The sequence below is a fragment of the Streptococcus sp. HF-1907 genome, from assembly GCF_015594605.1.
Classification (GTDB): Bacteria; Bacillota; Bacilli; order Lactobacillales; family Streptococcaceae; genus Streptococcus.
Genome location: NZ_JADNQT010000008.1, coordinates 47316 through 61290 on the forward strand (window position 1 = coordinate 47316; position 13975 = coordinate 61290).

11 protein-coding genes, 1 pseudogene and 1 CRISPR repeat array are annotated in these 13975 nt (G+C 39.5%); of the genes and pseudogenes, 1 reads left to right on the forward strand and 11 read right to left on the reverse strand.

Annotated elements, in window-relative coordinates; genetic code table 11:
• Nucleotides 1–42: 42 nt before the first annotated feature.
• Entirely contained in the window at nt 43–1341 is a 1299-nt protein-coding gene (gene eno / locus IYQ92_RS05835; protein WP_195675789.1) for a surface-displayed alpha-enolase, read from the reverse strand.
• A gap of 196 nt (nt 1342–1537) precedes the next feature.
• On the opposite strand from eno, the gene IYQ92_RS05840 reads away from it, so the two are divergent.
• Nucleotides 1538–1999: a YueI family protein gene (locus IYQ92_RS05840; RefSeq protein ID WP_195675790.1), complete on the forward strand. Its 462-nt coding sequence runs from the start codon at nt 1538–1540 to the stop codon at nt 1997–1999.
• Nucleotides 2000–2060: 61 nt separating this feature from the next.
• On the opposite strand, the gene IYQ92_RS05845 is transcribed toward IYQ92_RS05840, so the two are convergent.
• From IYQ92_RS05845 to IYQ92_RS10610, 10 genes and pseudogenes are all read right to left on the reverse strand, one after another.
• Nucleotides 2061–2696, reverse strand: a complete 636-nt coding sequence (locus IYQ92_RS05845; protein ID WP_195675791.1) for an SDR family oxidoreductase — start codon at nt 2694–2696, stop codon at nt 2061–2063.
• Nucleotides 2697–2751: 55 nt separating this feature from the next.
• On the reverse strand, nt 2752–3870 hold the full coding sequence (locus IYQ92_RS05850; protein WP_195675792.1) for a glycerate kinase: 1119 nt from the start codon (nt 3868–3870) through the stop codon (nt 2752–2754).
• Nucleotides 3871–4024: 154 nt separating this feature from the next.
• Nucleotides 4025–5314: direct repeats of the CRISPR family, unit length 36 nt; unit sequence GTTTTGGGACCATTCGAAACAACACAGCTCTAAAAC.
• A gap of 103 nt (nt 5315–5417) precedes the next feature.
• Nucleotides 5418–6098 (reverse strand): type II-A CRISPR-associated protein Csn2, encoded by a 681-nt coding sequence (gene csn2, locus IYQ92_RS05855; RefSeq protein ID WP_195675815.1) that lies wholly within the window; start codon nt 6096–6098, stop codon nt 5418–5420.
• Nucleotides 6088–6432, reverse strand: a complete 345-nt coding sequence (gene cas2 / locus IYQ92_RS05860; protein WP_195675793.1) for a CRISPR-associated endonuclease Cas2 — start codon at nt 6430–6432, stop codon at nt 6088–6090. Before cas2 ends, csn2 begins: the two co-directional genes overlap by 11 nt.
• A complete protein-coding gene (gene cas1 / locus IYQ92_RS05865; protein ID WP_195675794.1) occupies nt 6429–7295 on the reverse strand; it encodes a type II CRISPR-associated endonuclease Cas1 in 867 nt (288 codons plus the stop codon). The genes cas2 and cas1 overlap by 4 nt, the downstream gene beginning before the upstream one ends.
• Nucleotides 7295–11347: a type II CRISPR RNA-guided endonuclease Cas9 gene (cas9, locus tag IYQ92_RS05870; RefSeq protein ID WP_195675795.1), complete on the reverse strand. Its 4053-nt coding sequence runs from the start codon at nt 11345–11347 to the stop codon at nt 7295–7297. Before cas9 ends, cas1 begins: the two co-directional genes overlap by 1 nt.
• A 231-nt stretch (nt 11348–11578) precedes the next feature.
• Nucleotides 11579–12232 carry a phosphoserine phosphatase SerB gene (gene serB, locus IYQ92_RS05875; protein WP_195675816.1) on the reverse strand — a complete coding sequence of 218 codons (654 nt, stop codon included), beginning with the start codon at nt 12230–12232 and terminating at the stop codon, nt 11579–11581.
• 57 nt (nt 12233–12289) lie between these two features.
• Nucleotides 12290–12784: an FtsX-like permease family protein gene (locus IYQ92_RS05880; RefSeq protein WP_195675796.1), complete on the reverse strand. Its 495-nt coding sequence runs from the start codon at nt 12782–12784 to the stop codon at nt 12290–12292.
• 24 nt (nt 12785–12808) lie between these two features.
• Nucleotides 12809–13723 carry an ABC transporter permease gene (locus tag IYQ92_RS05885; protein WP_195675797.1) on the reverse strand — a complete coding sequence of 305 codons (915 nt, stop codon included), beginning with the start codon at nt 13721–13723 and terminating at the stop codon, nt 12809–12811.
• A gap of 31 nt (nt 13724–13754) precedes the next feature.
• Nucleotides 13755–13913: pseudogene (locus IYQ92_RS10610) on the reverse strand (FtsX-like permease family protein); the annotation flags it as partial.
• Nucleotides 13914–13975 lie beyond the last annotated feature (62 nt).

The following is a 13975-nucleotide window of genomic DNA, read 5'->3' on the forward strand; positions in this document are numbered from 1 at the left end:
GGTATTTAAATCAGATTTCTAAACCCTCAAATAATCAAATGATTATTTTTTAAGATTGTAGAATGATTTAAGACCATTGTATTGAGCAACTTCACCAAGTTGATCTTCGATACGAAGCAATTGGTTGTATTTAGCAATACGGTCTGTACGTGACAATGAACCTGTCTTGATTTGTCCAGCGTTAGTTGCAACTGCGATGTCAGCGATTGTTGAATCTTCAGTTTCACCTGAACGGTGTGATACAACCGCAGTGTATCCAGCTTCTTTAGCCATTTCGATAGCTTCGAAAGTTTCTGTCAAAGTACCGATTTGGTTAACTTTGATAAGGATAGAGTTTGCAGCACCTTCTTTGATACCACGTGCAAGGTAGTCAGTGTTTGTAACGAAGAAGTCGTCACCAACCAATTGAACACGTCCACCAAGACGTTCAGTAAGAGCTTTCCAACCGTCCCAGTCGTTTTCATCCATAGCATCTTCGATTGTGATAATTGGGTATTTGTTAACCAATTCTTCGATGTAATCGATTTGTTCTGCGGCAGTACGTTTAGCTCCACCTTCTCCTTCGAATTTAGTGTAGTCATACACACCGTTTTCGTAGAATTCAGATGATGCACAGTCGAAACCAAGGAATACATCTTCACCTGGTTTGTAACCAGCAGTTTCGATAGCTTTGATGATAGTTTCAACAGCATCTTCAGTACCGTCAAATGCTGGTGCGAAACCACCTTCGTCACCTACGGCTGTTTCAAGACCACGTTCTTTAAGAATTTTCTTAAGAGTGTGGAAGATTTCAGCACCCCAACGAAGAGCTTCTTTGAATGTTGGTGCACCAGCAGGTACAATCATGAATTCTTGGAAAGCGATTGGAGCATCTGAGTGAGAACCACCATTGATGATGTTCATCATTGGAGTTGGAAGAACTTTAGTGTTGAATCCACCAAGGTAGCTGTAAAGTGGTACTTCAAGGTAGTCAGCAGCTGCGCGAGCTACGGCGATAGAAACACCAAGAATTGCGTTAGCACCAAGTTTACCTTTGTTTGGAGTACCGTCAAGAGCGATCATAGCACGGTCGATAGCTTGTTGATCACGTACATCGTAACCGATGATTGCTTCTGCAATAACGTTGTTTACGTTGTCAACAGCTTTTTGAGTACCAAGACCACCGTAACGAGATTTGTCACCGTCGCGAAGTTCAACTGCTTCGTGTTCACCAGTAGAAGCCCCTGAAGGAACCATACCACGTCCGAAAGCACCTGATTCAGTGTAAACTTCTACTTCAAGTGTTGGGTTACCGCGTGAGTCAAGGACTTCGCGTGCGTAAACATCAGTAATAATTGACATTACAATACTCTCCTTATGAGTTTAATATTTTTTACATGTTAATAATACCACAATCTAGGCTCAATAACAAGAAAAAACGTGTTGTAAGCGCTTTTTGGTTCGTTTTTTAGGGATTTTGTAATCGCTAAACTTTCTAATGGCATTTTTTTACTAAATATGATATGTTTGCTTTAAAAGAATACTTTAGGAGATGGATATGGCTCAACTTGAACAACAACTTTTACAAAAAGCTAGTGGCGAAACGCGGTTAAATCCAGATGAACAACGCTACTACTCTGGTACTTTTAGAGAACGTGTTCTTTTGACAGTTTCCTCTGAATTAGCCCGCAGTCAGGCTGTTAAAGATAATTTTTCAAAAATTTTGGCTGAGCTGAGCGAAACGGTGACACCGATGATCGTGAAATTAACACCCAAGCTTTCTTCAAGTGACCAAATGTATTATATGAAGTTAGCAAATCAAGCTGGTATTAATGCTACCATCGTTCATGAAGCTAGTTCTCACTCACCTTTTGCAATCGTTATCCACACCGACCATGCTGTTGATTTTCCTGACGATGAGATAGCTATCGAAACACGATTTTCTCAGCTATTAGCTCCAGAAAAAGACAAGCAAAAACCTCAGAAGAAATCTTTTTTGCAAAAATTATTTCGTCTATAATTAAAAAGCTCAGCTTGATTACAAATCAGACTGGGCTTTTCTTTAGGTAAACTATCTTGGCTCAAACCTCTGACAGTGCTTCTGAAATGGCTTGATCGCCAGAAATAAGCTTGATAACCTTGCCAATCGTATTTGGGTAAGCTAGTAGTTCTGCGAGAACTTGGGCTAGATCTGGGATGGAAATGTTACCAAACTGATCCGAAATCACTTGAATTTTTCCTGTCGCTGCTTCTTCTTTCAAGGCGCCAGGTTGGACTATCGTATAATCTAAATTGGTGTCTGTAATCAAGTAATTATCCGCAAAAAACTTGGCTACGTTGTAATCTTTCAGACTAGCAAAGACTGGGTGCTCCCAGCGTTCAGGTTCCAGGGCGAAGAGTGAGCTGAGCATGATGAAGCGCTTAATGCCTCGTTTTTCAGCGGCTTGTATGACTTTGACGGCTCCAAAGGCGTCAGTTTGTAGCAAATCTTTCCCGCGTGAGCCAGCGACAAAAATGATAGCTTGGGCTTGGCCAAGCTGCTCTGCCAATTGATCCACTGAATCGTGTAAATCAAACAAAACTGGCGTCACATGGTTCAATTTGACAACTGCTTCTGGTCGTCTGGCGCCAGCAAGAACTTCATGACCTGCCTGGCTCAGGATTTCCAATAATTTTTCTGCAACACGTCCTGTGCTTCCAACGACGAATACTTTCATAAATTTCTCCTTGTGTAGATGTTACTAGTGTAACATTCGGTAAAAAGACCTGCAATTATTTGCTACGGTAGATATTGATGAGGTTGCCGATATTTTGGGCGGTTCGACTGAGGTTGTCGGAAGCTTGCGCCAGCGTATTTTCCAGCGAATCGACGTTGCTAATAATGGGGAAAGCCGCCTGAATGTTAGCGGTGGGAAAAGCTGGAAGGTCATCCTTTAAGATGCCACAGATAGCAATCACAGGAATGCCTCGCGGAACTCGACGGGCAATACCTACCGGTGCCTTACCAGAGAGACTTTGGGCATCCATCCGCCCCTCACCAACCAGAATAAGGTCTGCTGTCTGTACGCGCTGATCAAAGTTTAGAAGGTCCAGAACGGTATCAATTCCTGACACAATTTTGCCAGCCGCAAAGGTGACTAGCCCTGCTGCCATACCACCGCCAGCGCCAGCACCAGCTAGGTCAAAAATGGCAGGATTGGTTAATTCATAGAATTGCTTCATATCTTGGTCCACGCAGTCAAATTGAGACTTCGGTAGGCCTTTTTGTTCTGCAAAAACGTGAGTCGCACCTGTCGGTCCGCATAGAGGATTGGTCACATCAGTAATAACGGTAATCTCCATCTCAAACAGGCTCTGTGGCACTTGTGCATTATCGAAGCAGGTAATACGACCTAGATTGTCGCCGATTGGTTCGAGAAGGGTTCCTACATCATCATAGAAGCGATAGCCCAGCCCTGCTGCCATACCGATACCTCCATCGTTGGTGGCACTTCCACCCACACCAATCATCAGCCTACGCACGCCAGTATTTGCCAAAAAAAGCATCAGTTCTCCAACACCGCGAGTCGTCAAATATAAGGGGTTTCGTCGATTGCGTGGCACCTGAGCCAAACCGCAGACCGTCGCCATTTCGAAAACCGCTAAATCGCTAGCACGCGCGTACGTCGCTTCAACTGGCTGACCGAGAGCCCCCGTCACTGTGGTCGTCTCCTCCTTGAGGTCAAGTCCATAAGCTAGCGCTGCAACCGTGCCTTCACCACCATCGCCAACAGGCATGAGGTCAAAAGAGGCATCCGGTAGAACTTGAGAAAAACCGTGCTGTAAGGCTGTCGCCACCTCAAGAGCCGATAAACTTTCCTTAAATGAATCTGGAGCGATTAAAATGTGCATAGAGAAAGCCTCCTTTATGGTTTGATTTTATTATAATGCAAAATTGGTTAATTGTCGCAAAGAAAAAAGATAAGCCCTAGCTCCTAGCTGGGACTTATCTGGGAGATTTTACTATCGTTCAAACCGAATTTTTGGTTTGTCATGAGCCACTTCTGTTTTGGGACCATTCGAAACAACACAGCTCTAAAACCTAATCAGGTACTCTGTGATATGCTATACAGTTTTGGGACCATTCGAAACAACACAGCTCTAAAACTGAACCGCAGAAACCAAGATTGTGTACTTAGTTTTGGGACCATTCGAAACAACACAGCTCTAAAACCAACAAGCTGGTTGCAAGCACATGACGTTAGTTTTGGGACCATTCGAAACAACACAGCTCTAAAACAGCGCTCTGATAACAGTATCTCTCCAACGTGTTTTGGGACCATTCGAAACAACACAGCTCTAAAACTCAGTAACTTGCCAAACAAAAAAGTTACTTGTTTTGGGACCATTCGAAACAACACAGCTCTAAAACAAAAATCAAGTGTTCGCTTTGCTTTTAAAGGTTTTGGGACCATTCGAAACAACACAGCTCTAAAACCATCTATGATAGGTACAGGTAAGCCTCCCTGTTTTGGGACCATTCGAAACAACACAGCTCTAAAACCAATATCAACGCCGTCAAGAATAACAGTTGGTTTTGGGACCATTCGAAACAACACAGCTCTAAAACATTGGCGGAGGTATAATTCATCAAAACTAAGTTTTGGGACCATTCGAAACAACACAGCTCTAAAACTTACATAACCGTCAGAGGAAATGGATTCGGGTTTTGGGACCATTCGAAACAACACAGCTCTAAAACATTATACATATCTTGACAAGCGTTAATAGTGTTTTGGGACCATTCGAAACAACACAGCTCTAAAACAGCAACTTGCATTTTTGGTGCATCCTCATTGTTTTGGGACCATTCGAAACAACACAGCTCTAAAACGAAAATTATTACACTATTGATATAGACGGAGTTTTGGGACCATTCGAAACAACACAGCTCTAAAACTTTAGCTTGTCCTGGTACTTCAATTGACGTGTTTTGGGACCATTCGAAACAACACAGCTCTAAAACGCCTAGTGGTCATTTTGTCCATATTGGCATGTTTTGGGACCATTCGAAACAACACAGCTCTAAAACACATGAAGCTATTGAAGTGATTACGAAGAAGTTTTGGGACCATTCGAAACAACACAGCTCTAAAACAGGGCAACTATGTTATTCCAGATATTGATAGTTTTGGGACCATTCGAAACAACACAGCTCTAAAACGTGTGGGTCGTTGTCGGCGACAGGGCAGTTGTTTTGGGACCATTCGAAACAACACAGCTCTAAAACAACAGTTATCTATATCAATCGCAGAGGAGGGTTTTGGGACCATTCGAAACAACACAGCTCTAAAACCTCGTGGACCATTTTTTGTCACGAAATTTCGTAATCGCGCCATTCGCCTCAGCTAGACTTCAGTTTCGAAAATTCCTTGATATAACTGTGTCTGTTAGGATAATTATACCATATTTTCAGTATTTAAGAAATAATCCTCGTCTAAAACATATTGTGGAAAATCATAGAGTCTTCGTGGTTCTAAAAAGAGAACGGTCTGATTTGACAATCTGATATATTCCAGCAATTTCTCCATTTCGTATTTTGTCAAATAAGCTCCGCTATTGACAAAAATCAGTAGCCGCTTTTTGCTCAAATAGTTATAGACTTGAAGAATTTCAAAACACTTTTCAAAAATGGTATCACTTTGTGTTTCAATCTTGACACCAAGCGCCTTGATTAACTCTAAAATAGTGATGTCATCATATTCCAAATCCAGTTCATTTTCCAAGCACTCAAAAGCTATCAATTCCGTAATAGTAGTTGCTAATTTTTCTACCATGGACTTAACTTCTGGCTTTTCATTTAATTGCCCCTCCAAATCAGCATGGATGAGCTTCAATATAGCTGGCGCATTGACATCATAACCCAAAATATCAGTGACTAACATCAACTCTGATTCCTTGAGTGACTTCAATTTGTCATCAAACAGTTTTACCTCACCGTCTAGTTTTACCTCACCGTCTTCAGTGTAGCTATAAAAATGTTTCACCAAAGATGAAAAGACCGTTACATCTTCCACAACTAGAATGGTCCCTTGGTTGAATTCTAAAGGTTCATCTAAAATCGGAAAATTAATCTTCATCGTCATAATCTTCTCCTAAAAATACCAACCGATTATCTGAATTTGCCACGCTTGTATTGCGCTCCCCGTGCAAATAAATCATCCTGGCAAACTGTTTTTCAGTAACCGTCAACAAGGTGATACTTCCCTTCTTAGGATTATTTTCTTGCAAGCGGTCCACCATAGCCTTATTGGCAGAGCTATTCAATAATAACTTACTATAAACTGAAAACTGGTGCATGATAAAGCCTTCACTCAACAAAAATTTTCGAAATTTGCGATAAGCCTTCCGTTCCTCAGCGGTATCCGTTGGCATATCAAACATTAAAATCATCCGCATATACCGATAACTCATATCCTAAATTCAGGAACTCCTTTCCCCTCATTATTCAGCGCCTTAACCACCTTTTTGGTATAATCACTGACGATATTCGATAGATACATTTCTTTATTGTTGTACAAATAGGTTTCAGAGAAAATGGATAATAGCTCGCGCTTCATTTTAACAAAGTTAGCTCTGCGATTATCATAAACAATTCTGTCGATGATAGGACGGAAAGGTTCCATAATATCACTGGCAAAATTAAATTGATTGAACTGATTAGAGTGTTTCAAACCAAATTGAGTCTTACAACCAGAAACCACCAATTCACGCGCAAACATACTGAGTAAAAGCGTGTAGCCATAATCTAGCCCTGCATTAATGACATTATCCTGTTCCCTCGAAAAATCATTTCCAAACAAAGTATTGAAATAAATACGAGCCGAATGTCCCTCCCTATTACTCGGGTCAAAAGTCTCCAAACCATGATATAAATCCATAATCGATTGAGATTTTTCAAAGAAATTACACTCTGCTAAAAAGAAACTCTGATTCAAGATTTTTTGCGCAATGATTTCCGTCCAAACCTCCGCCTTCAACTCATTATTCCAAGCAATCTGGCGAGACAACTGTAAACTCGAATCATGTCGTCCATAAAAGGGACTCAGCATGGCCGTCGGCAAGCGCTTGTCATCACAGAAAATCACCAAAATATTCTCATCAATCATCCGCTTAATCAACATAGTTGAAAGCACAATATCAGTCGTCTCAAGTAACAAAATATCCACCTCAGACAGGTGAATCATTTCTGTCTGATAGGCATCTTTGAAAATCAGGTGGTTATTTTTGTAGGATAATTTAGAGTGTGTATTAACAACTACTGTTCGCCAGCCCATTATTTCTCACCTAACTTTTCTAAATCGATACGAGTTTCGTATAAGCCTGTTATTGATTGGTGGATAAGAGTTCCATTAATACAAGGTAAAAGATAATCTTTCCTTCCCGTATACTGCTTTTGATTTAGTTTCGTTCCCAAAAAATTAAATGGTGACGTTGCTCCTAATTTAGTAAACCCTAACAAGGTAATAAAATCAGTCGATAAATCTTCTATTGATACTGTTGTACGTTTTCTTTTATAAGTTTCTTCGATTTTTTGAACATGCTCTTTCCCTAATTTACACTTTTTGGAAAAACTAATAATTTCATCGAACAACACATCAAATTGTTGTTTATGATTTTGAAGATAATTCATGCTCAAGTCATTATCTAAATGGTGTGCATGATACAATAATTTTTGAGAATTTTTAGACACAATCAATTGATTACCTTTATGAACCTCCTTGGCACTTGCCCACATTCTTTTAACGCCGTCACCAACATCTACTAGGCTATATTTAGGTAATTTTACGATGCTATTATTATCGACATTTTTATACCCTTTATTTCTCAGATAGTTCACTGAATCTTTTTCAAATTTTTTCTTATCCATTACTGCGATTGGAATTAATTGTTTATCTTTTGTAAGCAACAAAATCGGATAAGCTGTAGTTGGCTTTTGATACCCTCCGTATTTTTTAGCGTCTAATCCCTCCTTAATAGGAACCAATTTATCAGGATTAACATTCTTTGGAGATACTATATTGTTATCAAACAATCCCCCATTTTGCCCTACTGTCTGCTCTTCAACCTTCTTCACAATATTGACTTGAGGGTATGATAGAACCCTCCTAATATTCTTAATATGGTCTTCTTTTTTCCATACTATTACCCCATTTTCATCTACCTTAATGTTATCTTTTGCAAAGAAGCGCATAATATTTGAATAAAAGAACCGTTTAAGAGTTGCTTTCCCATAGCCCTCTTTGCTTTCTTTCACTACCTTTTTGAGATTAACTTTTTTATATTCTCCATATACAAATTCTGATGCTAATTGGGGATATACACCTAGTAAAGCCGTCCCCACTACTACATTAAGATAAGCATCATGCGCATGGTGATAATCATTGATTTCACGGACTTTGTAAAGCTGAAAGTTCTTACGAAATTGTGAAACAAGGCTTGATTTTAAAGTAACAATTTTGACTTTATGAATAGTCTTTTTATTTTCATCTACTTCTGTATTAAAACGTGCATCTAATATCTGTGCCACATGTTTTGTGATTTGACGTGTTTCAACCAGCTGACGCTTGATGAAACCTGCCTTATCAGCATCTGTCAAACCACCTCGCTCTGCCTTGGTTAAGTTATCAAATTTACGTTTGGAAATCAGCTTAGCATCAAATAGCCGTTGCCAGTCTGTTCTTCTAGCACGAACAATATCAATACTTGGAACATCATCTGATTTACCGCGATTTTTTGCAGAGCTCGTCAACACTTTATTATCAATAGAGTCGTCTTTGATAAAAGCTTGCGGAATGATATGGTCAATATCATATTGGCTTAAGTTATCAATATCGAGTGCCTCTCCTGTGTACATATCCTTGCCATTTTGGATATAGTAGAGGAAGAGCCTATCACTTCGCAAAGCATCATTATCTGTCGGGTATTTCTTAAGTATGTCACCGTTCAGTTCTTTGAGTGAGTCTTGTAGCCGTTTCAATCTTTGTTGCGAGCGATTCCGACCGCCTTGTGTTGTCTGATTTTCACGCGCCATTTCAATGACAATATTTTCAGGATTATGCCCCATGACCTTAACTAATTCATCAACAATCTTGATACTTTGTAAAATTCCTTTTTTGATGGCCGGACTACCAGCTAAGTTGAAAACAGTCTCTTGAAGATTATCAACGTCCCCAATCACTTGAGCTTTCTCAATCTCATCTTTAAAAGAAAGGCTATCATCATGAATCAGTTGCATAAAGTTACGATTAGCACGCCCGTCATCAATCAAATAATCAAGAATGGTTTTATGATTTTCTTTATTTCGAATACCATTAATCAGTTTATAGGACAGTCTTCCCCAACCAGTATAATGGCGACATCCTAACTTTTTAAGTTGTTCCTTTGTCAAAATATCACTGTACTTCTGCAGACGTTGACGAATCATCTCTCGATCCTCAAAAAGTGTCAGTGTCTGAATAATATCCTCGATAATACCTTGATTAGCCTTATCATCTAAAAAGTCTTTATCAAGAATTTTCAATAAATCGTGGTAAGTGCCTAAAGAAGCGTTGAAAGCTTTATTCTCTTTATCTAAACCTGTCAAATCAACAATTCTAAATTCTTCAAACTCTAATTTCAGATAGTTTAAAAGTTTTTCTTTTGTTACTTTGCGGTTAGCTTTAAAGACAGCGTCAAAAATTTCTTGCTTCATGTTGGCATCAAAAAAGAAAGACTTGCCTTGTTCATTGATATATTTTACCTTGGTTAACTCGTTATAGACGGTGAAGGTTTCATAAATCAGACTGTGCTTTGGAAGCACCTTTTCTTCTGGCATATAAAGATCATTCAATGTCATTCGTTGAATAAATTTTTCCGCTGATACCTCTTTGTCCACTACTTCTTCGAAATTCCAAGGTGTGATCTTTTCGTCTGACTTAAATTCCGCCCAGGCAAAGCGACTGTCTTTTCTCGCCAAAGGTCCGACATAATAAGGAATTTTAAATGTGAGGATCCTTTCTATTTTATCCTGATTTTCCTTTAAAAATGGGTAAAATTCACCCTGACGGCGTAAAACTGCATGCATCTCTTGCAAATGAATCTGATAAGGAATAGAGCCATTATCAAAAGTTCTTTGTTTTCTCAAAAAATCTTCGCGTTTAATTTTCTCTAGGAAATACTGGCTTCCGTCAACTTTGGATAGAAGAGACTCAGTATATTTATAGAAAACTTCTTGCTTTACACCCTTTTCAATATAACCAGCATAGCCATTTGCTGATGAATTCCTAAACATTTCCTTATATTCTTTAGACGTTTTGCCAAATTGCTTTGCCACTGCCAGCTTAAGTTTAGCTAAATCTTCCTCATGCTCTTTGTAACGTTCTATCATTGAAGCAGATAAAGGAGCCTTTGTTGAATTGTCAGAGACTGTCAAGATACCTGCCAATAAAGCTACATCGTAGAGCCTTTTAGCCGCAGAAAAGACATCAGCATAGCCATCACCAATCCTAGCCAATAGATTTTCTAAGTCTTCTTCATAGGTATCCTTGGAGAATTGAAGAGAAGTTTTTTCTTCTAGACCAAAATGCTTTTTGAAATCAGCACTGTTGCCCACAATCAACTTCAAAAATTCAGCAAATCGTCCGTTTGATTTTTCCTGTGGATAAAGAGCCAAGATTTTGTCTTTTTTGGCAGATTTACTGATTTTGTCAGAGAGAATCGATTCCACCTGAATGCCTTCATCTGAAAGATTAGTTTCAAAAACTGAATCATAAGTTTGAAGAAATTGCGTATATGAACTTTGAATATCAGAATTTTCTGCCTTAAAATTTTTATCCTCAATCAAAAAATGCCCACGAAACTTAATCATATGAGCCAAAGCAAGATAAACTAAACGTAAATCAGCCTTCTCAGATGAATCTGCCAGATGCTTTCTTAAATGGTAAATTGTTGGAAAATCTTTATGGTAGGCAACTTCCTCACCTTGATTCCCAAAAATGGGATGCTTATCATAATCCTTATCTTTTGCAACATAAAATGATTCATTTAAACGATGAAAGAATGACTCATCAATCTTTGTCATCTCCTCAGCAAAAATTTCTTGCAAATAGCGAAGGCGATTTTTACGACGAGTATATCGACGACGCGCTGTCCGTTTCAATCTAGTTGCTTCTGCAGTCTCACCGCTATCAAACAGCAAAGCTCCAATTAAATTTTTCTTGGTGCTTTTTCTATCTGTGTTGCCTAAAACTTTCATCTTTTTAGCAGGAACCTTGTAATCATCAGTAATAACAGCCCATCCAACACTATTAGTACCGATATCAAGCCCGATAGAGTATGGTTTTGTCATAAAAATCTCCTTTAAAATTTTCTTGCAATAAATTAATTAGTGTTGTAGAATAAGTATGTTGGGACCATTCGAAACAACACAGCAATGTTAAAATAAGGTTTTATCCGTATTCAACTTTGTGAAAAGTGGGCACCGATTCGGTGCTTTTTTATTTTTCAAAATTTCCCATAAGTCTATTTTACTCTAGATAATCAAAAATGCAAGCGCTATCTAAACGCTTGCATTTTTGTTTTACTTGTTTTCATTCACTTTATCCAATATTCCAATCACCTGATACAAATCCTTCTCGTTGATTTGGTAAGGGGCTTCTTCTCGGACGATTGGTTTGGCGCAGAAGGCGATTCCGATGCCTGCTGCATGAATCATTGGTAGGTCGTTGGCACCGTCTCCCATGGCAATGGTTTGTGTCATGGTTAGATTATTTTGGCTTGCCCACTCTTCGAGCATGGTCTTTTTCACAGTTTTGGTAACAATGTCTCCGACCACTCTTCCTGTGAGGACGCCGTCTTGGACCTCTAATCGGTTGGCTTTAACATAATCAATGCCGAGCTGACTGGCCAGCACATCCACAGTTTCATGGAAACCACCTGAAACCAGGCCAACCTTAAAGCCACGCGCATGCAATTCATCCACCAAATCCTTAGCACCAGGTGTAAAATGAATCTCTTCTAGAACCTCGTCAAAAATGATTTCTGGAAGCCCCTCGAGAAGGCCAACGCGCTCACGAAGGGCAGCTTCAAAGTCCAACTCACCACGCATGGCGCGCTCAGTGATACCCGCTACTCGCTCACCAACACCTGCTTTCTCGCCTAGTATATCGATACCTTCTTCCATGATGAGCGTGCTATCGACATCCATCACCAACAATCCATTAGTCATCAGAATTCTCCTTTAGCTTTTGTTATATTTTACCAAACTTATCGGAGTTTTTCATTTATTTTTTTATTCAACAGATTTAAGAGCTTCAAGCATGTCAACATTACGAAGGTGACGGTTAACCACCCAACTAAGCACCGCAAGAATGATGATAACGGCTAGGATTGGCACGATGTAGACATAGGTTGCCACAGATGGTTCGAACATGATGCTTGATGAGCCGCCGATCATTGACAAGATAACTTGATGAAGAAAGGCTCCGCCGATGATACCTGTGATGATACCAATGATAGATAAGACAATGATCTCACGATAGATATACATGGTCACTTCTTTGTTGTGGAAACCGAGAACCTTGATTGTTGACAATTCACGGATACGTTCTGCGACGTTAATATTAATTAAATTGTAAAGAATAACGACTGCTAGAAGAACTGAAAGGACAACTAGGATTAACATGACTGAAGAAAGTGAGTTAGCTGTTTTGTTGAAAAGGGCAGCTAATTCAATGTTTTGAGAGATACCTGATACCACATCAAGTGACAAGAAACGATTCGCCATTTCTTTCACTTCCTTGCTCGATGACTATTTAAGTGTAACAAACTCTGCATTTTTCTCAGGTGCTTTTCCAGCTAATGTTTTGTAATAAGCTAGGCTGATAAAGATGAAATGACCTGTGTACATTTCTGAAATACCAGCGACTTTAACTGAAACTATTTTGTTGTTGAGGTCAACCTTGATACTGTCACCGACTTTCACACCGTATAGTTTAGCTAATTTTTCAGTTAGGTAAACACCCTTGTCATTTAACGTATAGCTTTCTTTACTGCTACAATTTTGAAGTTGGATGTATTTTTTTAGGGCAGATTTCTCAGCAGAAATGATTGTCACTGTCTCTTTTTGAGAACGACCAGAAATCGTTTGATTTCCTTTTTCCATGTAAATGGCTTTATTTGCTAACAAGTTATCAAGTGCTGACGTTTCGCTATCGCTTGCGCTAGTGTCACGCGCCACAATCATATCGTAGGTCATGGTCATGACTTCTTTAAATTGACGGTCAGATACGCCAGAGATAGAAGACTGGATACCAAGACCTGCAAAGAGAAGAGCAACCGAACCTGCCACACCAAAGATGGTCATGAGCATACGTTGTTTATAACGGAAGATATTTCGAGCAGTCACCTTATGCGTAAAACTGAGGCGTTTCCAAATGAAAGTAATGCGTTCCAAGAGGATTTTTGACCCTGCAACGGGTGGTTTTACTTGTAAAAGCTGCGCTGGTTTTTCGACCAATTCCTTGCGAGCCACTAAGTAGGTTGGCAGTACTGCTGAGATAAGCGCCAGCACAATAGCCAAGGCAAAGTACCAAAGATGCGGATAAAGACTTGGCAAACCTAGAACAGTATCTGATGCCGTGATTGATGCAATACGAGGTGACAAAATGTAGTTCCCAAAAAGAACACCGGCAATAAGTCCCTGTAAGACTTGCAACCAAACCATAGAGAACAAATTTAGCTATGATTTGACAGTTAGTATAACCAAGGGCTTTGAAGAGACCAGCATTTGTACGTTCTTCATCAACAAAACGTGTCATAGTTGTCAAGGTTACCATAGCAGCCACGACATAGAGAACTACTGGGAAGATATTACCAACAGATGCAATTGATTTAGCTGAATTATCATAGGTCATATAGCCCTCACCGCCAGGTAGACTTGTCCGATTATAGACGGTGTAAGTTGGTGTTGTGAGGC